This window comes from Xanthobacter pollutisoli (assembly GCF_040044995.1).
GTDB lineage: Bacteria > Pseudomonadota > Alphaproteobacteria > Rhizobiales > Xanthobacteraceae > Xanthobacter.
In genome coordinates, this window is sequence record NZ_JBDZDP010000004.1 from 79,553 (window position 1) to 101,152 (window position 21,600).

The window sequence follows — 21,600 nt, forward strand, 5'->3', positions numbered from 1 at the left end:
TGAGCCTTAGGGTCCCCGGCCCGGTGGCCGGCGCGGCGGGGCGCCGGCCGCCGCGTTGCCCGGCGCGCCGGGCTCCTCTATGAACGCCGCACCCCCGTGTGCTTAGACCTGAGAGGTCCCTTGCAGCGACGCCCCATCGTCTTCGGCCTCCTGATCGCGCTCGTGACCCTGGTGGCGGACCAGGCGTCGAAGGGCCTCGTCTTCGCCTGGTCGGCCAGCTGGCAGCAGCCGCTGCAGGCGATCACGCCGTTCCTCGATTTCACCGCCCTGTGGAATTACGGCATCAGCTACGGCCTGTTTCCCCAAGGGGAGACCGGGCGCTGGGTGCTGGTGGCCATCAAGGTGGCCGCCGCCATCCTGTTCACCATATGGCTGACCCGGGCGCGCAACCGGTTCGAGGCCTTCGCCCTCGGCCTCCTCATCGGCGGCGCCATCGGCAATGCGGTGGACCGGGTGGTCTATGGCGCGGTGTTCGACTTCATCTCGCTGCACGCCTCCGGCTACCGCTGGTACGTGTTCAACGTGGCCGACGTGGCGGTTGTTGTGGGCGTGATGCTGCTTCTCTACGATGCGTTTTTGGGCGGCGCCTCAAAATCGCCGCCCTCCGCCGCGCCAATGGCGGCGAAATCTGAAGCCGAGCGCGAGCTTTGAGGCCACATCGGCCCCCGCGCTCTGCCCAAAGTACCCCAGGACCAGTGCCCCAGGACGAGAAACGATGCGCGTGAGCCCGAAAATTCCCCATGGCGCCGCAAACGGCGGGCCCGTGGCGGAGCCTGTCTCGCCCCGCAACCCCCTTCTGTCCGCGCTGCGCTCGGCCGGCTTGGGCCTTCTCGGCGCCGGCTGCGTCGCCCTCGCCACGCCGGCGGCGGCCCAGGGCCTCGACGGCAGCAACAACCTACTCGACAGCGCCATGGAGCTGTTCGGCCTCAAGGAAGAGCAGGCCAAACCCGAGATCGACTATCGCGAGCGCGCCCCCCTCGTGGTGCCGCCCCGCGTGCCGGATGCGCTGCCGCCGCCGCAGAGCAGTGCCGCCGAGGCCAATCCCAACTGGCCGAAGGACCCGGACATCGCCCGCCGCAAGCGCGAGGCCGAGACCTCCAAGACGCCCATCGTGCGCGACGATCCCGGCAAGCCGCTGTTGCCCTCCGAGCTCAACAAGGGCCGGCGCAAGACTCTCGGCACCGCCTCCGCTGCCCCAACCGAGCCGGTGGGCGCCGGCTCGCAGCGCGACGTGCTGATGCCCGACCAGCTCGGCTTCACCAAGTGGTTCGGCGGTGGCAACAGCGGCAGCGACAAGATGACCTTCAACGGCGAGCCCGAGCGCGACAACCTGATCCAGCCGCCCGCCGGCTATCAGACTCCCGCCCCCAACGCGCCTTACGGGGTGGTGGAGGAGAAGAAGGAACCCTTCAAGCTGCCGACCCTGTTCGACCGCCAGTGACGGCGAGCCCCGGGCGATCCTGGACGGTCGGGCGGCACGCTCGCGGCGTCCGGCCCTTTGACGCGGCCGCGCGCACCCTATCTTTCCTTGACGGACGTGCCGGTAGGCGCGTCGAATACCGGAAGATTTTCTCGTGCAGATGAGCCGTTTCGCCATGGTTGCCATTCTTGCCGCTGGTGCGGCCGCCTTTTCCCCCCGTCTTGCCGACGCCGCCGGGCCGCAGGTCACCGAGTTCAAGCTCGCCAACGGCCTTCAGGTCATGGTCATCCCCGATCACCGGACGCCGGTCGTCACCCACATGGTCTGGTACAAGGTGGGCTCGGCCGATGAGCAGGCGGGCAAGTCCGGCATCGCCCATTTCCTCGAGCATCTGATGTTCAAGGGCACGGAAGCGCACCCGCAGGGCCAGTTCTCGGCCGAAGTGGCGCGCCTCGGCGGCCAGGAGAACGCCTTTACCTCGCAGGACTACACCGCCTATTTCCAGCGCGTGGCCAAGGAGCACCTGGAAAAGGTGATGGGCTTCGAGGCCGACCGCATGACCGGCCTGAAGCTCTCCGATGAGGTGGTCCTCCCCGAGCGGGACGTGGTGCTGGAAGAGCGCCGCATGCGCACCGACAACGATCCCGGTGCCCGTCTCTCCGAGGTGCTGCAGGCCACCACCTACGTCAACCATCCCTACCAGCATCCCATCATCGGCTGGGAACATGAGATCAAGGGCCTCAACCGCGAGGACGCCCTGGCCTTCTACCGGCGCTATTACGCCCCCAACAACGCTCTGCTCGTGGTGGCGGGCGACGTGGACCCGGCGACGGTGAAGGAACTGGCCGAGAAGACCTACGGCAAGGTGGCCCGCGCCGACACCCCGCCGCGCGAGCGGCCGCAGGAGCCGGAGCCGCGCGCCCATCGCCGGGTGTCCCTCGCCGATCCGCGCGTCGCCCAGCCGAGCCTCCAGCGGGCCTATCTGGTGCCGTCGGGCCGCACCGCCCAGCCGGGAGAGTCGGAAGCGCTTGAAGTGCTTTCCCACATCCTCGGCGGCGGGCAGACCAGCCGCATGTACCGCACCCTCGTGGCCGAGAAGGGCCTCGCTGCCGGCGCCGGTGCTTGGTACCAGGGCACGGCCTGGGACGCGACCCGCTTCGTCGCCTATGCCTCGCCGCGTCCGGGCGTCACCCTGGAGGCGCTGGAGGCGGAGGTGGATCAGGTCATCGCCGACCTCCAGGCCAAGGGCGTGGACGAGCTTGAGCTGGCGCGTGCCAAGACCCGGCTCACCGCCGACACCATCTATGCCCAGGACAACCAGGCGACGCTTGCCCGCATCTACGGCGCGTCGTGGGCCACGGGGCTTTCCGTCGAGGACGTGCGCGACTGGCCGGAGCGCATCAAGGCGGTGACCGCCGAGCAGGTGCGCGATGCCGCGCGCCGGTATCTGGTGACGGACCGCGCCGTGACGGGCTATCTGAAGCAATCGGAGCCGGGGAAGGTCGAGCCCAAGAAGGACAGTCGCTCGTGAGGGCGGCCGCCGTCATCTCGGGGTCCGGCGGCTCCGGCCGCATCCTTTCCGGGGGCGCAGGCCGCATCGGCCGCGCCGCCCAGCTCTTGCTTGCGATGGTTACGATGGCTCTTTCCCTCCTGTCCGCCGACGCGGCGCAGTCCCAGTCCAGCCGCATCACCGAGGTGACGAGCCCCGGCGGCATCAAGGCGTGGCTGGTGCATGACACCACCCTCCCGCTCATCGCCATGGAGTTCGCCTTCCTCGGCGGTGCCTCCCAGGATGGCAAGGAACTGCCGGGCCTCGCCAATCTCGCCTCCTCCCTGCTCGACGAGGGCGCCGGCCCGCTGGACGCCGAGGCATTCCAGCATGCTTTGGCCGACCACGCCGTGGAGCTGCATTTCGACGCCGGGCGCGATGAGCTGCGCGGCTCGCTTCGCACGCTGTCGGAAAACCGCGACAAGGCCTTCGACCTGCTGCGCCTGTCGGTGACGGCGCCGCGCTTCGATACCGAGGCGGTGGAGCGCATCCGTGCCTCGCAGATGGCCATGCTGCGCCGACGCTCCACCGAGCCCAACGCCCTCGCCAACGACCGCTGGTTCACTCTCGCCTTCCCCGACCATCCCTATGGCCGGCCGGTGGACGGCACGCTGGACAGCGTCGGCCGCATCACCCGCGAGGACATCGCCGGCTTCATCGCGCGCAATTTCGCCCGCTCCAACCTGCGCGTCGCCGTGGTGGGCGACATCAGCGCCGAGGAGCTGGGCAAGCGGCTCGACGCCGTCTTCGGCGCCCTGCCGGAGAAGGCGACGCTCACCCCCGTGGCCGACGTCGCCCCGCAGAAGGTCGGCACCGTGGACGTCATCGCCCTCGACGTGCCCCAGTCGGTGGTGGTGATGGGCACCGCTGGCCTCGAGCGGCGCGATGCCGACTTCATCCCGGCCTATGTGCTCAATCACATCCTCGGCGGCAGCGCCTTTTCCTCGCGCCTGTTCAAGGAAGTGCGCGAGGCGCGGGGGCTCGCCTATTCGGTCTATTCCTACCAGGTGGCCCTGTCGCACGTGGGGCTCTGGTTCGCCGGCACCGCCACCAAGAACGAGCGGGCGGGGGAATCCATCGGCATCATCACCGACGAGTTCCGCCGCATCCTCAAGGAGGGGCCGAGCGCCACCGAGCTGGAGGAGGCCAAGAGCTTCCTGATGGGCAGCTACGCGCTGCGCTTCGACACCTCCTCGAAGGTGGCGGGACAACTGCTGCAGATCCAGCTCGATGATCTGGGCATCGACTATGTGGACCGGCGCAACGCGCTGATCTCCGCGGTCTCCCTGGACGATCTGAAGCGCGTGGCCGCGCGCCTCGCCACGGCGCGGGATGCGCTCACCGTGGTGGTGGGCAAGCCGGCGGGGCTGGGCGGCTGAGCCGGTCCGGGCCGGCCGGGCGGTAACCTTACTTTCGTCCAATGACCCTTCGGTAGCCCGTAACGGCCGCCGGAGGGTCCTCACGCGCGCCGGGCTTTGCTATAAAGCGCCCCGAACAGGGGCGCCCACGGAGTTGACGACATGGCGGGTGCACTAAGGACGGCAGCGCGAAACCCCAAGACCGGCCCGGCGGGCCCGGGGGCTGGCGTGCCGCTCGGCGGCGGAACCCGGCTCGGAAGACTCCTGCTTCCGGGGCTGATGGCCGCCGCGCTCGCCGGCTGCGCCGCGGGGGAGGGGCTCGACGGCGCCTTCGGCGCGCAGGACGTGGGCGTCGCCGCGCCGACCACGAGCGGCACCTCCGCCGGCATCGTCAACAGCGCCACCACCGGCGCGCTGGTGGTGGGCGCGGGCGGGGATGCCTTGACCTACGACTGCCCGGTCCTCACCGTGCGCACCGGCGCCGCGGCCTGGCAGCAGACCGCCAACGGCGGCCTGCGCTACCAGGGCACGATCGGCCGCCTCGCCCGCGAATGCAGCATCGCCGGCGGGATGATGCTGGTGAAGGTGGGCATCGAGGGCCGCGTGCTTCTGGGCGACAAGGGCACGCCGGGGCAGGTGAAGGTGCCCATTCGCATCGCCGTGGTGAACGAGGGGCCGAATCCCAAGACCATCACCACCAAATTCTTCGCCGTCGCCGTGGATGTGCCGGCCGACCCAGGCCACACCGCCTTCACCGTGGTGGAAGACCAGATTTCCTTTCCGCTGCTGAAGCCGGTGGAGATGGACCGCTACGTGATCTATGTGGGCTTCGATCCGCAGGGCACCGAGACCCGCGAGCGGCCGAAGCCCGCGCCGTCGGCCTCGCGCCCCCGGCCGCGGCCCGCACCCGCTGCCGAGGCTCCGGCGGCATCGGCACCTGCGGCCGCGCCGGCTGCTGCGCCGGCCGCGGCGACCTCCTCGTCCGCCCCCGCCGCCTCCAGCGCGCCGAAGAGCGACGTGTTCGGCCCGCCGCCTTCCAGCGGCGGATCCTCCGGCGGCGGCTTCGCACCGCCCCCGTCGAGCGGCGGCTTCGATCCCCCGCCGTCCACCAGCACCTTCTCGCCCCCGCCGCGCTAGGACTGCCGCTGCGGGCGATGGCCCGCGGCGCTCACCCTGCCCGCCGCGCTCCCCCCTGCCGCCGGCTGGACGCGCCTGTCTGCAGCGTCCGGCGGCCGCGCAGGCCGGTGCGCGGTCGAGGCGCCAGAGGAAGCGAAAATCTGGGAAAAGTTCGGGAAGGTGTGGCTGGAGCGCTGTCCGCCGCCCGGCCTCTCTTCGGGCTGCCGGCGGGAGAGCCCGCACCGACAGCCCCCGGCTCGACACCGGAAGAGAGATACCGGCTCCGCCCACACAGCAAGGCGGAGCCGGTCATCCATGCCCTGTCTGCCCCGAAAAGACATGGACAAGTGGAAGAAAACACACCCCCCGACCCCATTCTCTGAGATGGATCAAATTTTCCGGCGCGGCCGCGAAATTTTGCTATCAGCGTCGGCATAGCTTCGCGGCAACAGCGCCTCAGGCGGGAACGGGATGATGCACGACAAGGAGTCCGAACTGCCAGACGGGCATCCGGTGATCCGGACCATCGCCATGCCGGCGGACACCAATCCCAACGGCGACATCTTCGGCGGCTGGCTCATGTCCCAGATGGACCTTGCCGCCGGCAACGTGGCCGCCCGCCGCTCGCGCGGCCGCGCCGCGACGGTGGCGGTGGAGGCCATGAGCTTCCTGTCGCCGGTGGCGGTGGGCGACGAGGTCAGCCTGTTCGGCACCATCGTCAAGGTCGGCCGCACGTCCATGCGCATCGAGGTGGAGGCCTGGCGCCGGGCGCGCGAGAGCGAGCAGTCCACCAAGGTCACCGAGGCGGTGTTCACCTTCGTCGCCATCGACGAAAACGGCCGGCCCCGCCCGATCCCCGCCGAGGAAGGCTGAGGCCTCAGGTGCCGCGCGGCTTGGCGCGCGTGGTGGGGGGCGCCTCCGCGGGGTCTTCCGGCCAGGGATGGCGCGGATAGCGCCCGCGCATTTCGGCCCGCACGTCGCGCCACGAGCCGCGCCAGAACTGCGGCAGGTCCTTCGTCACCTGGATCGGCCGGTGGGCCGGCGACAGCAGGGCGAGGGTGAGCGGCACCCGCCCGCCGGCGATGGCGGGATGGCGGGTGAGGCCGAACAGCTCCTGGACGCGCACGCTGACCGTCGGCCCGCCCTCGGCCCCGTAGTCGATGGCAAGGCGCGAGCCGGTGGGCGCGGTGAAATGGGTCGGTGCCTCCGTCTCCAGCCGCGACGACAGGGCGTAGGGCACCAGCGCATGGAGCGCGTCCGCCAGCGCGCCCGCCGGAATGTCCCCGAGCGCGCTATAGCCGACAAGGAAGGGCGCCAGCCACGATTCCGCCGTGGCGGCGAGCGCCGCGTCGGTGAGGTCCGGCCATTCTCCGTCCACTCCGGCGCCCTCGGCGGCACGCACGAACATCACCCGCTCGCGCCATTGCCGGGTGCCCGGGGAAAACGGCAGGCGGTCGATGCCCAGATCAGCGATGCCGCGGGCGAGCACCCGGGCCGTCGCCGCGTCGGCCGGCACCGGGCGGGGCTGGGCGGAGAGCACCAGCGCCTTCAGGCGCCGCACCGCGCGGGCACGCACGGCGGCGGCCTCCGAGTCGAAGGCGATCTCGGTGGCGGATGTGATGTCGTCGGCGAACAGCGCCTCCACCTCTTCCGGCGCCAGGGCCGCGGCAAGGGTGATGCGCGCCGCCTCGGCCCGGCCGGTGGCCTCCGCGATGGCGAGAAAGGGAGCCTTGGCGAGGGCAAGCGTGCCGTCCAGCACCGCGCCACGCCCGTTGGCCATGAGGAAGCGCGCGCCGTTGCCCGCGCCCGGGGCGTCGCGTGTCTTCTCCTCGCGGGCCTTGGCCACCCGGTCGGGATAGGCCATGGCCAGCAGCACGGCGGGGGAGGGGGGCGTCCCGGCCGAGGGTTCGGCGCCGGCCTGCGCCATCTGCGCCCAGCGCGCCGCGAGGGCGCGGGCATCGTCGGCGCGCCGCGCGCGGTCGCGGCGGAAGCCGTCGAGGCGGGCCAGAAGGTCGACGCCGTCGCCGCCGAGGCCGCGCTCCCCGAGCAGTGCCGCGATCTCGGCCGCGAGGCGGCCGGCACCCCGGTCGGCCCCCATGGCCACCATGTGGGCGAGGCGCGGTGGCAGTGGCAACCGCGCCATGCGCCTGCCGAGGGCGGTGACCGCCTCCGAGCCATCGAGGGCGCCGAGGAGACGCAGGAGCGCCTTGGCCTCCGTCACCGCCGGCGCGGGCGGGGGATCGAGGAAGGGCAGGGCCGCCGGATCACGCACGCCCACGCGGGCAAGGTCGAGGACGAGGCCGGTGAGGTCGGCGGCGAGGATCTCGGGCGTGGCGAAGGCCGGCAGGCTCAAGGTCTCGCCTTCGCTCCACAGGCGGTAGCACACCCCCGGCCCGGTGCGGCCGGCGCGGCCCCGCCGCTGGTCGGCGGCGGCGCGCGAGACGCGGACGGTCTCGAGCCGCGTCAGTCCCACGTCCGGTTCGAAGCGCGGCACCCGGGCGAGTCCGCTGTCCACCACCACCCGCACGCCCTCGATGGTGAGCGAGGTCTCGGCGATGGAGGTGGCCAGCACCACCTTGCGCCGGCCGGCAGGCGCCGGCAGCACGGCGCGGTCCTGCTCAGCGGCATCGAGCGCGCCGTAGAGCGCCACCACGTCGACTGCAGGGTCGCGGATCTCCTCCAGTAGCAGACCTTCGGTGCGACGGATCTCGGCCGCGCCGGGCAGGAAGGCGAGGACGGAGCCATCCTCCTGCCGCAGTGCCCGGGCGATGGCCGCCGCCATCTGCCGCTCCAGCGGGGCGCGCGGATCGCGCCCGAGATAGTGGGTCTGAACCGGAAAGGCGCGGCCCTCGCTCTCGATGACCGGCGCCGGGTCCTGCGTTCCCATGAGGCCGGCGACGCGGGCGCCGTCGAGGGTCGCCGACATGGCGAGGAGCCGCAGATCCTCGCGCAGGCCGCGCTGGGCATCGAGGGCGAGGGCAAGGCCGAGGTCGGCATCGAGGCTGCGCTCGTGGAACTCGTCGAACAGCACGGCGGCGACGCCTGAGAGCTCGGGGTCGTCCAGCACCATGCGGGTGAAGATGCCCTCCGTGACCACCTCGATGCGGGTGCGCCGGGACACCTCCGAGGCGAGGCGGGTGCGGAAGCCCACCGTGCCGCCCACCGCCTCGCCGAGGGTCTGCGCCATGCGGCGGGCGGCGGCGCGGGCGGCGAGGCGGCGCGGCTCCAGCACCAGGATCTTGCCCGCACCCACCCACGGCGCGTCGAGCAGGGCGAGGGGCACCCGCGTGGTCTTGCCCGCTCCGGGCGGCGCCACCAGCACGGCGCAGGGGCTCGCCGCGAGGGTCGCGCGGATGTCGCCGAGCACGGCGTCGATGGGCAGGGGCGTGTCGAACATGTCCGGGCCGCTCTTAATGCCATGCGCGGCGCGCGGCAAAGGGCGGGCGTGCGGCGGCTGCCGCTCTCCATCGCGGCCCCCGGTTGAAAGGCGGATTTTCCCATAGGCCCGCGACGCGGTGCCCGCCCACCTTGCCAGCGCGGTCCATCGGTGCCTTAAGGAACGCCCCGTCCTCAACCGGGATCAAAGCGCCCCATGTCCTCCGCCCCCTCCAGCCTCACCGCCAAGGTGCGGCCGCTCGTCTTCGATACCGGCATCGTCCATCTCGCCTTTCTCGACGGGAAGGCGGCCTTCGTCGGCGCCGAGGGCGTGGTCCATCTCGTGGGCCTGGAAGCGGATGCGGTGCCCGTGGCGGCGCGCGTCCATGACGGCGCCGTGCTCCATGCCGCCGCCGACGGCCGCCGCCTCGTCACCGGCGGCGACGATGGTCAGGTGATGGAGACGCTGGCGGACGGTTCAACCCGCGCCCTCGCCGCGCACAAGGGCCGCTGGATCGACCGGGTGGCGTTGGGGCCGGACGGTGTCGTCGCCTATTCCGCTGGCAAGACGGCCTATGTGCTGCCGCCCAAGGGCGAGGCCAAGAGCCTCGATGCGCCGTCCACGGTCGGGGGGCTTGCCTTCGCCCCCAAGGGGCTGCGCCTCGCGGTGGCGCATTACGGCGGCGTCACGCTGTGGTTTCCCAACGCGCCCGGCGCCAAGCCCGAGGCCTATGGCTGGAAGGGCTCGCACCTCGGCGTCGCCTTCTCGCCGGACGGGCGCTTCCTCGTCTCCACCATGCAGGAGCCGGCGCTGCACGGCTGGCGGGTGGTGGACGGATCGCACATGCGCATGTCGGGCTACCCCTCGCGGGTGAAGTCCTTCGCCTTCACCGCCGACGGCAAGTGGCTCGCCACCTCGGGCTCGGGCGAGGCGATCCTGTGGCCGTTCCAGGCCAAGGACGGCCCCATGGGCAAGGAGCCTTCCATGCTGGCGCCCTCGCCCACCTCGCGGGTGACGATGGTCGCGCCCCATCCCAAGGATCCGGTGCTCGCCGTCGGCTGGGAGGACGGCATGGTGATGATGGTGCGCATCTCCGATGGCGCGGAGATCCTGCTGCGCGCCCCCGACGCCGATGCCGTCACCGCCATCGCCTGGCATCCCACGGGCGGGGCGGTGGGCTTTGCCACCGCGAAGGGCAGCGGCGGGCTGCTGCTTTTCTAGCGGCGCAAGACCGGTGTCGCGCGCTCCGGCGCGGCGGTGCGGGCTTCCCTCGCAAGCGTGGCCGAACTAACGTTGCGCCGACCCTTCGCAGGTGCGAAACGGGCCCATGCAGCACGAGAGACCCGCCGATGAAGATCGCCGACGTTCGCCGCACTGCCTACTCGATGCCGCTCACCAACCCGTCGTTCCCGCCGGGGCCCTATCGTTTCGTCGACCGCGAATACATGATCGTCACCTACCGCACCGACATGGCGGCGCTGGAGAAGGTGGTGCCGGAGCCGCTCGAGATCATCGAGCCGGTGGTGAAATACGAATTCATCCGCATGCCCGACTCCACCGCCTTCGGCGACTATACGGAGACCGGACAGGTCATTCCCGTCCGCTTCAACGGGCAGGAGGGCGGCTACGTCCACTCCATGTATCTCGATGACGAATCCCCCATCGCCGGCGGGCGTGAATTGTGGGGCTTCCCGAAGAAGTTCGCCACGCCCAAGCTGACGGTGGAGAAGGATACGCTGGTGGGAACGCTGCATTACGGCAGCGTGCTCTGCGCCAGCGCCACCATGGGCTACAAATGGGTGGCCGGCGACAAGGAGAAGGTGCTCGCCTCCCTCCTCACCCCGAGCTTCCTCCTGAAGATCATCCCCGACGTGGACGCCAAGCCGCGCATCTGCGAGCTGGTGCGCTACTATCTGGAGGACGTGACCCTCAAGGAATGCTGGGTCGGCCCCGGCGCGCTCGGCCTGTTTCCCCACGCGCTCTGCAACGTCGCGGCGCTGCCGGTGCTGGAGGTGCTGTCCGCCGTCCACATCAAGGGCGACCTCACCCTCGGCATGGGCGAGGTGGTGTACGACTATATGGCCTCCGACCCGGCCTGACCGCATCGGCGGACGGCGGGACGGGCGGCGGCTGCGCCGCTCCGTCCCCATCATGCGCGGGACCGCGCCGCGGCGCGCGACGATCGTGACGACATGCGAGAGGCTGAGCCGATGACCGGGCGTGCGAACCACCTTCCCGACGATCTGTGCGACATCATCAACGCCTACAAGCGCGTGGCGCTGGTGTTCCAGGGCGGCGGCGCGCTGGGCGCCTACCAGGCCGGGGTCTACGAGGCGCTGCACGAGGTGGGCTGCGATCCCAACTGGATCTCGGGCGTCTCCATCGGCGCCATCAACTCCGCCATCATCGCCGGCAATGCGCCCCAGGACCGGGTGGCGAAGCTGCGCGAGTTCTGGGAGACCATCACCTCCCGCCGCATCATGCCCGTCACCATGGAAGGCGACATCTTCCGCCAGTGGCGCAACCAGCTGAGCGCTGCCCGCACCATCCTGCAGGGACAGCCCGGCTTCTTCACGCCGCGCTTCCCCAATCCGTGGCTGCTGCCGTCGGGCGCCACGGGCGCCACCTCCTTCTATGACACCTCGCCGCTGCGCGAGACGCTGCTGCGCCTCGTGGACTTCGACCGCATCAACTCCGGCGAGAAGCGCTTCTCGGTGGGGGCGGTGAACGTGCGCACCGGCAACTTCATCTATTTCGACAACCAAGAGCACACCATCGGGCCCGAGCACGTGATGGCGTCCGGCGCCCTGCCGCCGGGCTTTCCGGCGGTGAAGATCGACGGCGAGTTCTACTGGGACGGCGGCGTCGTCTCCAACACCCCGCTCCAGTTCCTGCTGGACCAGCCGGACCACCCGAGCGCGCTGGTGTTCCAGGTGGACCTGTTCAGCGCCCGCGGGCCGCTGCCGCGGGACATGTTCGACGTGTCGGAGCGGCAGAAGGACATCGGCTATTCCAGCCGCACCCGCTACACCACCGACGTGTTCCGCCGGGTGCAGGATCTGCGCTCCAAGCTCTATGACGCGCTTCAGCGCATCCCCGAGCAGCTGCGCACCGCGGAGGATATCGCCCTCATCGAGGACTACAGCAGCTCCGGGCCGGTCAACATCTGCCACCTGATCTATCAGGAGAAGGCCTATGAGCGGGAATTCAAGGATTATGAGTTCTCCGCCACCTCCATGCGGGAGCACTGGCAGACCGGCTACGAGGACACGGTGAAGACCCTGCGCCGCGGCGAATGGCTGAAGAAGCCGGACGACAGCATCGGCATCGTGGTCCACGACATCCACCGCCTCGCCGACTGAGCGCCCGCCCGCTGTGCGGCCCGCGACGCCTCAGATGAGGCCGCGGGCCAGCATGTAAGCGCCCAGCACCGCGAGGCCGGCGAAGAAGATGCGCCGGAACACCGTCGGCGACACCGCCCGGCGCACCCATTGGCCGATCTGCATGCCGAGGAAGGCCGGCAGCAGCGCCGCTACCGACGCGATCAGGAGGGCGGGGTTGGCCAGCACCGCGCCGGTGTCGCCGGGCTTCGCCAGCACCACGGCGAGGGCGAAGGTGGCGACGGTGAAGGTCAGGCCCAGCGCCTGCACCAGATCGTCCCGATTGAGTCCGATAGCCTGCAGGTAGGGCGCCGAGGGCATGGCCGAGACGCCCGTCGTTCCGGTGACCAGCCCGGTCAGAAGCCCCATCACCGGCGACAGCCACGGCTCCGTCCGCGCCGGCAGTTGCAGCGGCACGGCGGAGAGGCCGAGGCCGCCGTAGAGCAGCAGCGTCGCGCCCAGCATCGGCTGGGCGGCGGGGGAGGTGAGCCCGCCCAGCGCCAGGCCCCCAAGGAGGGTGCCGGCCACCACGGCCGCCATCATCCAGGAAAACCGGCGGGCGGTGGCCACGACCCGCGGACCGGTGAAATACTGCCAGAGATTGGTGAGGGCGGCAGGCAGGATGAGCACCGCCGCCGCCTCGGCGGGCGAGGTGGCGAGGCTGAGGAGGCCGACGCCCACGGTGGGCAGCCCCATGCCGATGAGGCCCTTGACCACCCCCGCCAGCATCAAGATGGCGAAACCGGCGAGGAGCAGCCCCGGCTCGACCGCGGCGATGGAGGACGTCACGGCGGGACTCAGAATTCGGCGTCCAGCTCTTCCAGCTCCTCGGGCTCGTTCATGGCGCCGGCGATCCACTCCTGCACCAGGGGCAGCGCCATGATGCGGGCGCGGTAGGCCTCGCATTCGGCGTCGAGCTTCACGTCATAGGTGGTGAAGCGCGAGCAGACCGGCGCGTACATGGCGTCCGCCAGCGTCGGCGCGGCGCCCATGAGGAAGGGGCCGCCATGGGCGGTGAGGCAGCCGCGCCAGATGGCGACGATGCGCTCGATGTCCGCCTGCGCGCCGGCCCACACCTTGAAGCCCGGATAGTGGGCCTTGATGTTCATGGGCAGCGCCGAGCGCATGTTGGAGAAGCCCGAATGCATCTCGCCCGAGATGGAGAGGCAGTGCGCGCGCACCGCGCGGTCGGCGGGCAGGAGCCCGGCCTCCGGAAACACCTCGTGCAGGAAGCAGGCGATGGCGAGGGTGTCCCATACGGTGACGTCCTCGTGCACCAGGCGGGGCACCAGGAAGGAGGGCGAGAGCAGCAGCAGCTCGGCCTTGATGTCCGGATCGTCCATCGGCACCCGCTCCTCCTCGAAGGAGAGGCCCGCCATCTTGCACAGCAGCCAGCCGCGCATGGACCAGGAGGAGTAGTTCTTGCTGGAGATGGTGAGTGTCGCCATGCCTGTCCCGCGCCTCGGTTTGCGATGCCGTTCCTGACCGTGTTCCCTCGGGCTTCGTGCCGGCGGTCGACCGCCTGTTGCGGGCGCTGGCAAGCGGCGGAGCCAGGCGACCCGAAGGCGAAGGATGCGTGTTGCATTGCACCACGCGCCGCTCCAATATCAGCTTAACTGGTACAACCGATCAGGCGCGCTGCAAAGCGGAAAGCTGGGCCTGCGACAATAACTTAATGGTTCTGCCGTCCGTGGGACGTCGGGCGCGGGGGCCGCGGAACAGAAGGACCGTTCGGCATCATGCTGCAGACTTCTTCCTGCTTCTTTTCTCCGGCACGGGGACGCCGGACGCTTCGGCGCGCGCAGCCATGATGTATTTCGCCTACCAGGCCCAGGCCGACCTCATGAGCCCCATGAGGTTCTTCGCGAGCCTCGCGCGCCAGACGCTGACCGGCCCCCTAATCAACGGCTACGGCCACGCGGGGCTCAGGCACCTCGCCGCCGCCTACGAGATGGTGGAGCGTGCCGCCCTCAGCCATGGTCGCCCCGAGTTCGGGATCAAAACGGTTGAGGTGGGCAATCGCGAGGTTCAGGTAACCGAGGAGCACACCGCCGTGCTGCCCTTCGGCACGCTGCTGCGCTTCAAGAAGGACGTGGACGTGGCCCAGCCCCGCGTCCTCGTGGTGGCGCCGCTCTCCGGCCATTTCGCGACGCTGCTCGTCAACACCGTGAAGACGATGCTGCCGGACCATGACGTCTACATCACGGATTGGCACAACGCCCGCGAGGTGCCGCTTTCGGCCGGGCCCTTCGGCTTCGACGACTATGTGGAACACGTCGTCAGGTTCCTGGAGGTCATGGGGCCGGGGTCCCATCTGGTGGCGGTGTGTCAGCCGTGCGTCCAGTCGCTGGTGGCGGCGGCGGTGATGGCGCAGGACAAGAACCCCGCGGCGCCGGCCTCCATGACCCTCATGGCCGGCCCCATCGATTGCCGCATCAACCCGACGAAGGTGAACGAGCTCGCCACCTCCAAGCCCATCTCCTGGTTCGAGAAGAATCTCATCGCCACGGTGCCCAAGGGCTTCGCCGGCTCGGGGCGGCGGGTCTATCCCGGCTTCCTGCAGCTCACCGCCTTCGTGAACATGAACCTCTCGCGCCACATCCGCGCGCACCTCGACCTCTTCAATGCGCTGGCCGAGGGCGACGAGGAGAAGGCCGAGACCACGAAGGCCTTCTACGACGAATACTTCGCCGTGCTGGACCTCGCCGCCGAATTCTATCTGGAGACGGTGCGCTACGTGTTCCAGGAATACCGGCTGCCCAAGGGCGAGCTGACCTATCGCGGAAAGCCCATCGACTTCCGTGCGATCCGCAAGACCGCCTTGCTCACGGTGGAAGGCGAGCGCGACGACATCTGCTCCATCGGCCAGACCATGGCGGCGCAGGACATCTGCTCGGGGCTGAGGCCGCACAAGAAGCGCCACCACATGCAGGCGGGTGTCGGCCATTACGGCGTGTTCTCGGGCCGCAAATGGGCGGGCCAAGTCTACCCCATCGTGCGCAATCACATCCTCGCCAGCGACTGAGGCGTCGGGCGCGGACGGCGGGAGGCTTCGCGCGGGCGCGCTCCGGCCGCGCTTGCCCGCGGCGCTGCGGGGGCGTAGGAGCGGACCATCGCCCCCTGCGCGGTCCTGCCCGTGACCTCTTCCCTTCCGTCCGCCCCAAGACTTCGCGACCATCCCGCCTTCGCACTGTTCTGGGTCAGCCGCGTGGCCTCCGCGCTGGGCTTCCAGATGCTCGGCGTCGCGGTGGGCTGGCTGGTCTATGCGCTCACCGGCAGTGCCGTGGCGCTCGGCCTCGTGGGGCTCGCGCAATTCCTGCCCATCCTGTGCCTCACCCTGCTGGTGGGCCACGCCGCCGACACCTTCGACCGGCGGCGCATCGTGGTGGGCTGCCAGGCGTTGTCGGCCGCGACGCTGGCGATGCTCGCCCTCGGCATCGTGGCCGGCCACACCGGGCTCGCGGCCATCTATGCCGCGGTGATGATGATCGGCGCCTGCCGCGCGTTCGAGCATCCCACCATGTCCGCCCTGCTGCCGCGCCTCGTGCCGGGAGAGGTGTTGCCGCGGGCGCTCGCCATGTCCACGTCGGCCATGCAGATGGCCACCATCGCGGGCCCGGCGGTGGGCGGATTTGCCTATGCGCTCGGCCCTGTGGTGCCCATCGCCGGGGCCGCCGCCTGCTACGGCATCGCCGCGGGCGCCATGGCGCTGGTCCGCGACGCCCACGTGCCGGGACCGCGCAACGCCCTCAGCCTGGAGACCCTGCTCTCCGGCCTCGCCTTCATCCGCCGCAGTCCGGTGGTGCTCGGCTCCATCTCCCTCGATCTCTTCGCCGTGCTGCTCGGCGGCGTCACGGCGCTGCTGCCGATCTTCGCCAGCGACATCCTGCATGTGGGCGCGGAAGGCCTCGGCGCGCTGCGCGCGGCGCCCGCCGCCGGCGCCGTGCTCATGTCCCTGCTGCTCGCCCGCGCCCCGCCGAGCCGCCGGGTCGGCTCCATGATGTTCGTGGCGGTGGCGGTGTTCGGCCTCGCCACCATCGTGTTCTCGTTGTCGAGCAGCTTCCTCCTGTCCCTCGGCGCCCTCTTCGTGCTGGGGGCGGCGGACAATGTGAGCGTCGTCATCCGCTCCTCGCTGGTGCAGCTCTCCACCCCGGACGAGATGCGCGGGCGCGTCAGCGCGGTGAACTCGCTGTTCGTCGGCACCTCCAATCAGCTTGGGGAATTTGAATCCGGCATGGCCGCGGCCCTTTTCGGCGCGGTGGGGGCCGGTGTCATCGGCGGCATAGGGACGCTGATCGTGGCCATCGCCTGGACCCGCCTGTTCCCCGCCTTGGTGCGGGTGGACGCCATGCCGGTGAAGGTGACGCGCAAGGCCTGAGGCCGCGCGCGATCCGGCGCCGGTGCTTGGTTTGCCGGCTTCGCGGCGCCTCTTCGGTTGACGCGCGGGCGCGCTTTACCCATGGTGCCGCCGCCTGCGCTTCGGCCGCGGGCGCTTGCCCCCCGCGCCCGGCCGATGCCGCGGTTCTGCCGCGCCCACCGCCATGCGCCATGTGAACCCGCGGCGCCATGCGTTCGGCGCCGGTGCCCGACGAGGAGTGTTGCGCCATGAGCGACTGGCCGGTCCACGCGAAGATCGACGGACCCATCGTGATGATCGGTTTCGGCTCCATCGGCCGGGGCACGCTGCCGCTCATCGAGCGCCATTTCGACTTCGACCTCGCGCGCATGGTGGTGATCGACCCGGTCGATGAGCACAAGAAACTGCTCGACGCCCGCGGCATCCGCTTCATCCAGTCGGAGGTGACGGCCGAGAACTACCGCGAGCTGCTCACCCCCCTCCTCACCAACGGCGCCGGCCAGGGCTTCTGCGTGAACCTGTCGGTGGACGTGTCTTCGGTGGCGGTGATGGAGCTGTGCCGGGAGCTTGGGTCGCTCTACATCGACACGGTGGTGGAGCCCTGGAAGGGCTTCTATTTCGACGAGGCCATGCCCACCGCCGCCCGTACCAATTATGCGCTGCGCGAGAGCCTGCTCGCCGCCCGCCGCCGCAAGCCCGGCGGTCCCACGGCGGTCTCCACCTGCGGCGCCAATCCCGGCATGGTGTCGTGGTTCGTGAAGCAGGCGCTGCTCAACATCGCCGCCGACACCGGCCTCGACCGCCCCGAGCCGGAGAGCCGCGAGGAATGGGCGCAGCTCGCCCGTGCCCTCGGCGTCAAGGGCATCCACATCGCCGAGCGCGACACCCAGCGCGCCCGCGAGCCGAAGGTGATGGGCCAGTTCTGGAACACCTGGTCGGTCGAGGGCTTCGTCTCCGAGGGCCTCCAGCCGGCGGAGCTGGGCTGGGGCACCCACGAAAAGAGCCTGCCGCCGGACGGGCGCACCCACGAGGCCGGCTGCGGCGCCGCCATCTATCTGCTGTCGCCGGGCGCCGCCACCCGGGTGCGCTCCTGGACGCCGACGCCGAAGGCCCAGTACGGCTTCCTCGTCACCCACAATGAGTCGATCTCCATCGCCGACTATCTGACCGTCCGCGATGGCACGAAGGTGCTCTACCGGCCCACCTGCCACTATGCCTATCACCCCTGCAACGACGCGGTGCTGTCGCTGCACGAGATGTTCGGCAACGGCGGGCATTTCCAGGAAACGTGGAAGATCCTGGACGAGCACGAGATCGTCGACGGCATCGACGAGCTGGGCGTGCTCCTCTACGGCCACGCGAAGAATGCCTACTGGTTCGGCTCCCAGCTCTCCATCGAGGAGACGCGCGAGCTCGCCCCCTACCAGAACGCCACCGGCCTGCAGGTGACCTCCGCCGTGCTCGCCGGCATGGTCTGGGCGCTGGAGAATCCGGAGGCCGGCATCGTCGAGGCCGACGAGATGGACTTCCGCCGCTGCCTCGAAGTGCAGATGCCCTATCTCGGCCCGGTGATCGGCACCTACACCGACTGGACGCCCCTGACCGGCCGCCAGAAGCTGTTCCCCGAGGATCTCGACCTGGAAGATCCCTGGCAGTTCAAGAACATCATCGTGCGCTGACCGCGCCATCCCACCCTTGAAACAGAAACGGCCGGGCAGAGGATGCCCGGCCGTTTTCATTTGGGATGCCGCCCCCTCTCCCCCGCCCGCAGCCGCAGCGGCGCGGTGCGCGGGTGGAGAGGGGGGCGCACGCCGCCGCGACGCGGGCGGCCGTCCCGGACGGGACAGCGCTCAGGCCGAGCGGCGCAGCTCGCCGGCCACAAGCTCGGCGAGCGAGGGCACGGCAATGCGGGTGCCGGTGGGGCTGATGAGGCCGCGGGCGCCGTCGAGCGCGCCCGCCTTCAGCTCCAGTGCCAGCAGCCGGTTTCGGTCGTAGGCGCCGGGCATCCACAGCTCCCCGGTCTTCTCCGCGGAGAAGCCGAAGCGCTCGTAATAGGGCGCATCGCCCACCAGCAGGATGGCTCCGTGGCCCTGGGCCTGCGCCGTGGCGATGGACGCGCGCATCATCGCGCCGCCAAGCCCATGGGCGCGGAACCAGGGGTGCACCGCCAGCGGGCCGAGCAGCAGCGCCGGCTTGCCGGGGCCGGCCGTCACGTTCCACAGGCGGACGGTGGCGGCGAGGCGCCCGTCCGGGCCGTGGGCGGCGAAGGCGAGGCCGTCGGCCGGCAGGCGGCCCTCGCGCAGGCGCTCGGAGGACTTGGCCGTGCGCCCCTCGCCGAGGCACAGGTCCAGAAGGGCCTCGCGGGGGGCCACATCTTCCACGGATTCAAGCACGATCTCGGTCATCGGCAGCTCCTGCGCCAACGTGAGAGGTGAAGAAGCCCGCCCCGGCTGCATCACAGCCAGGCTGATGCCTTGTCAGGACGGGTGCGGAAGACGAGGGGACACATCCCCTCCTCATGCCCCGGACGGCGGGCAGCCGATGCCGGGGGACCTTCTGCGGCCGGGTCGCGGATTACGCTCGGGCGCCGCGCGGGCGGATCTCCACGCGGCTCCGCTCGGGTGCCACGGGAGTTTGGATCTTCTGCGGCGGGCGCCGCCTTCAGATCACGTATGACTTCAGCGGCGGGAAACCGTTGAACGCCACCGCCGAATAGGTGGTGGTGTAGGCGCCGCAGGCCTCGATGATGACCTTGTCGCCGATGGAGAGCGACAGGGGCAGCTCGACCGGGGTCTTCTCATACAGCACGTCGGCCGAATCGCAGGTCGGGCCGGCGAGCACGCACGGGGCGGTGTCGTCCCCATCCCGCGGGGTGCGGAACGGATAGCGGATCGCCTCGTCCATGGTCTCGGCGAGGCCGCCGAACTTGCCGATGTCGAGATAGACCCAGCGCATGGTGTCCTGCTCGGACTTCTTCGAGATCAGCACCACCTCGGCCTCGATGAGGCCGGCGTTGCCCACCATGCCGCGGCCCGGCTCCATGATCGTCTCCGGGATCGCGTTGCCGAAGTGCCGGCGCAGCGCGGAGAAGATGGCCTCGCCATAGGAGATGGCGGCCGGCACGTCCTGGAGATACCGGGTGGGGAAGCCGCCGCCCAGGTTCACCATGGACAGCGAGATGCCCCGCTCGGCGCAGGCCCGGAAGATGCCGGCGGCGGACGCGAGCGCGCCGTCCCAGGCATTCACGTTCTTCTGCTGCGAGCCCACGTGGAAGGACACGCCATAGGCGGCGAGGCCGAGGCGATGCGCATGCTCCAGCACGTCCACCGCCATGTCCGGCTCGCAGCCGAACTTGCGCGACAGCGGCCATTCGGCGCCGGCGCCGTCGCACAGGATGCGGCAGAACACCTTGGCGCGCGGGGCGACGCGGGCGATCTTCTCGACTTCCTCGTAGGAATCGACGGCGAACAGGCGCACGCCCAGCTTGAAGGCGCGCTCGATGTCGCGCTCCTTCTTGATGGTGTTGCCGAAGGAGATGCGGTCCGCACCCGCGCCGGTGGCGAGCACCATGTCGATCTCGCCGGTGGAGGCGCAATCGAACGAGGAGCCCATCTCCTCCAGCGCCTTCAGGATGGCGGCATCGGGATTGGCCTTGACGGCATAGAACACGCGGGTGTCGGGCAGCGCGCGGGCAAACGCCTGATAGTTGGTGCGGACCACGTCGAGGTCCACCACCACGCAGGGGCCATCCTCTCGCCGGGTACGCAGGAATTCGCGGATGCGATCGGTCATGGATACCTCCCCGTGACCTGAAGCCAGTGAAGCGCAGGAATCTGCGCGACGACAGGACGGACGCTCCTTCTCGGGAGAGCCCGGGGCACGCGCTCGCATTCGCCCGGCGATGTGGACACGCCGACCGTCTGCGGGCCGTACCCGCTTCGCCGGGCATCTAACCCGGCCGCATCATCGGACCGAACGGCAGCCGAACCTCTCGGCGCGGCACGCGCCGCGCGAGGATGGGACAACTGCGCACGATTGGAGGGGATATCCCGCTCCGCACGGCCGGCAAGATGTAGTGCCTCTTCAGTGCCGCCGACCTTTGGAGGGCCGACCGAGACCAAAAAAGCCCTTACGTCGTTGCTTCAAGTCACGTCCCCCGCATGAGGAGCGGGGTGGGCCGGTTCCCTCCGGCTATCGGTCGTCCTGGCAGCTTTCCGGCCTCTTGTCCGGAGATCCTACCGACCGACACGCGACCACAGGCACGTGCGAATTTGGGCAACGCGGATGTAAGGGATTCGGGCCTGGGTTGCAAGGGATGATTTGATGATTTTTCGCCTGTGCGGGTGACGCAGGAGGAGGCGAAAGTCTCAAAGGCGGCTATGCTTTAGGCCCCTCGCCCCGCCGCGCGTCCGGCCGGGCCTTTCGAAGGGCGGCGTCATGACCGGATGGCGATTTTTGTTCCTGGCCCCGGCGGTGTTGTTTGCCGCCATTGCAGCGCTGTTGCCGGGCGCCCCGGCCCGTGCCCAGGAGGCGGTGGCGCTGGCCTTCGAAGGGTGGGACCGGAGCGAAAGCGCCGACGGGGTCGTCACCTTCCGCTGCAATGACCCGCGCTGCCCGCCCCGCTCCAAGGTGAGCTACAAGCGCCAGCCGCATCGCCCCACGGTGAGCCTCGCCCAGTTCGAGGCCCATCATTCCCGCCTGTCCCGGGAAGCGCCCGCCAATTCCTCCGGGCACATCACCGCCGCGCGCATCACCGGATTCTCCGAGCGGACCGTGGAGGGCGTGCGCGTCCTCTCCGGGAACCGGGAGGTGGCTTGGACCAGCGGCGGCGCCACCGCCGCGGTGGATGCCTTGCTGATCGGCCCCACGGCGTCCTTCAGCGTGGTGAGCGATGCCGCCGACCCGAAGACCGCCGCCGCCGTCTTCGCCCATTTCCTGCCCCGGCTGATCGACCTCGTCCTGGTCACGCGCTGAGCCCTGCTCCGCCCCTGCGCAGGGGGCCCGCGCAGGTCGTGTTTTGGCATGACTAATCGCAAAAGTTGTA

18 protein-coding genes are annotated in these 21,600 nt (G+C 70.2%); 13 read left to right on the forward strand and 5 right to left on the reverse strand.

What is annotated here, in order from left to right:
- The first annotated feature begins 120 nt into the window (after window positions 1-120).
- The 6 genes from lspA (at window position 121) to ABLE93_RS11205 (ending at window position 6,316) form a co-directional block, all read left to right on the forward strand.
- The gene (gene lspA / locus ABLE93_RS11180; RefSeq protein ID WP_348839876.1) at window positions 121-651 is read left to right on the forward strand and encodes a signal peptidase II; all 531 of its coding nucleotides are present in this window, start codon (window positions 121-123) and stop codon (window positions 649-651) included.
- A gap of 112 nt (window positions 652-763) precedes the next feature.
- Window positions 764-1,441 (forward strand): hypothetical protein, encoded by a 678-nt coding sequence (locus ABLE93_RS11185; RefSeq protein ID WP_348839877.1) that lies wholly within the window; start codon window positions 764-766, stop codon window positions 1,439-1,441.
- Window positions 1,442-1,580: 139 nt separating this feature from the next.
- The gene (locus tag ABLE93_RS11190) at window positions 1,581-2,951 is read left to right on the forward strand and encodes a M16 family metallopeptidase (protein ID WP_348839878.1); all 1,371 of its coding nucleotides are present in this window, start codon (window positions 1,581-1,583) and stop codon (window positions 2,949-2,951) included.
- On the forward strand, window positions 2,948-4,348 hold the full coding sequence (locus tag ABLE93_RS11195; protein ID WP_348839879.1) for a M16 family metallopeptidase: 1,401 nt from the start codon (window positions 2,948-2,950) through the stop codon (window positions 4,346-4,348). Before ABLE93_RS11190 ends, ABLE93_RS11195 begins: the two co-directional genes overlap by 4 nt.
- A 141-nt stretch (window positions 4,349-4,489) precedes the next feature.
- Window positions 4,490-5,464 (forward strand): hypothetical protein, encoded by a 975-nt coding sequence (locus tag ABLE93_RS11200; RefSeq protein ID WP_348839880.1) that lies wholly within the window; start codon window positions 4,490-4,492, stop codon window positions 5,462-5,464.
- A 453-nt stretch (window positions 5,465-5,917) separates the two neighbouring features.
- Window positions 5,918-6,316 carry an acyl-CoA thioesterase gene (locus ABLE93_RS11205; RefSeq protein ID WP_348839881.1) on the forward strand — a complete coding sequence of 133 codons (399 nt, stop codon included), beginning with the start codon at window positions 5,918-5,920 and terminating at the stop codon, window positions 6,314-6,316.
- A gap of 4 nt (window positions 6,317-6,320) precedes the next feature.
- On the opposite strand, the gene hrpB is transcribed toward ABLE93_RS11205, so the two are convergent.
- Complete coding sequence (gene hrpB / locus ABLE93_RS11210) at window positions 6,321-8,840, reverse strand: ATP-dependent helicase HrpB (RefSeq protein ID WP_348839882.1); 2,520 nt, start codon at window positions 8,838-8,840, stop codon at window positions 6,321-6,323.
- Window positions 8,841-9,035: 195 nt separating this feature from the next.
- Here hrpB and ABLE93_RS11215 point away from each other — a divergent pair, with 195 nt between their 5' ends.
- The 3 genes from ABLE93_RS11215 to ABLE93_RS11225 all read left to right on the forward strand — a co-directional run bounded on the left by ABLE93_RS11215 (window position 9,036) and on the right by ABLE93_RS11225 (window position 12,181).
- Entirely contained in the window at window positions 9,036-10,040 is a 1,005-nt protein-coding gene (locus ABLE93_RS11215; RefSeq protein ID WP_348839883.1) for a WD40 repeat domain-containing protein, read from the forward strand.
- Window positions 10,041-10,168: 128 nt separating this feature from the next.
- Window positions 10,169-10,918, forward strand: a complete 750-nt coding sequence (locus ABLE93_RS11220) for an acetoacetate decarboxylase (RefSeq protein ID WP_348839884.1) — start codon at window positions 10,169-10,171, stop codon at window positions 10,916-10,918.
- A 111-nt stretch (window positions 10,919-11,029) separates the two neighbouring features.
- Window positions 11,030-12,181: a patatin-like phospholipase family protein gene (locus ABLE93_RS11225; protein WP_348839885.1), complete on the forward strand. Its 1,152-nt coding sequence runs from the start codon at window positions 11,030-11,032 to the stop codon at window positions 12,179-12,181.
- Window positions 12,182-12,211: 30 nt separating this feature from the next.
- Here ABLE93_RS11225 and ABLE93_RS11230 read toward each other — a convergent pair whose 3' ends face one another.
- Both ABLE93_RS11230 and ABLE93_RS11235 read right to left on the reverse strand, forming a co-directional pair.
- Window positions 12,212-12,988 carry a sulfite exporter TauE/SafE family protein gene (locus ABLE93_RS11230; RefSeq protein ID WP_348839886.1) on the reverse strand — a complete coding sequence of 259 codons (777 nt, stop codon included), beginning with the start codon at window positions 12,986-12,988 and terminating at the stop codon, window positions 12,212-12,214.
- A gap of 8 nt (window positions 12,989-12,996) precedes the next feature.
- Complete coding sequence (locus tag ABLE93_RS11235; protein WP_348839887.1) at window positions 12,997-13,647, reverse strand: glutathione S-transferase family protein; 651 nt, start codon at window positions 13,645-13,647, stop codon at window positions 12,997-12,999.
- 359 nt (window positions 13,648-14,006) lie between these two features.
- On the opposite strand from ABLE93_RS11235, the gene ABLE93_RS11240 reads away from it, so the two are divergent.
- The 3 genes from ABLE93_RS11240 (at window position 14,007) to ABLE93_RS11250 (ending at window position 18,235) form a co-directional block, all read left to right on the forward strand.
- Window positions 14,007-15,224, forward strand: a complete 1,218-nt coding sequence (locus ABLE93_RS11240) for a polyhydroxyalkanoate depolymerase (RefSeq protein WP_348839888.1) — start codon at window positions 14,007-14,009, stop codon at window positions 15,222-15,224.
- Between the two features lie 111 nt (window positions 15,225-15,335).
- Window positions 15,336-16,577 (forward strand): MFS transporter, encoded by a 1,242-nt coding sequence (locus tag ABLE93_RS11245; RefSeq protein ID WP_348839889.1) that lies wholly within the window; start codon window positions 15,336-15,338, stop codon window positions 16,575-16,577.
- A gap of 227 nt (window positions 16,578-16,804) precedes the next feature.
- Window positions 16,805-18,235, forward strand: coding sequence for a homospermidine synthase (locus tag ABLE93_RS11250; RefSeq protein WP_348839890.1), 1,431 nt, complete (start codon window positions 16,805-16,807; stop codon window positions 18,233-18,235).
- Between the two features lie 171 nt (window positions 18,236-18,406).
- Here the strand turns inward: ABLE93_RS11250 and ABLE93_RS11255 are convergent, their stop codons facing one another.
- Together ABLE93_RS11255 and ABLE93_RS11260 are read right to left on the reverse strand one after the other, a co-directional pair.
- On the reverse strand, window positions 18,407-18,961 hold the full coding sequence (locus tag ABLE93_RS11255) for a GNAT family N-acetyltransferase (protein WP_348839891.1): 555 nt from the start codon (window positions 18,959-18,961) through the stop codon (window positions 18,407-18,409).
- A gap of 256 nt (window positions 18,962-19,217) precedes the next feature.
- Window positions 19,218-20,348: a type III PLP-dependent enzyme gene (locus ABLE93_RS11260; RefSeq protein ID WP_348839892.1), complete on the reverse strand. Its 1,131-nt coding sequence runs from the start codon at window positions 20,346-20,348 to the stop codon at window positions 19,218-19,220.
- A 645-nt stretch (window positions 20,349-20,993) separates the two neighbouring features.
- On the opposite strand from ABLE93_RS11260, the gene ABLE93_RS11265 reads away from it, so the two are divergent.
- On the forward strand, window positions 20,994-21,530 hold the full coding sequence (locus tag ABLE93_RS11265; RefSeq protein WP_348839893.1) for a hypothetical protein: 537 nt from the start codon (window positions 20,994-20,996) through the stop codon (window positions 21,528-21,530).
- Window positions 21,531-21,600 lie beyond the last annotated feature (70 nt).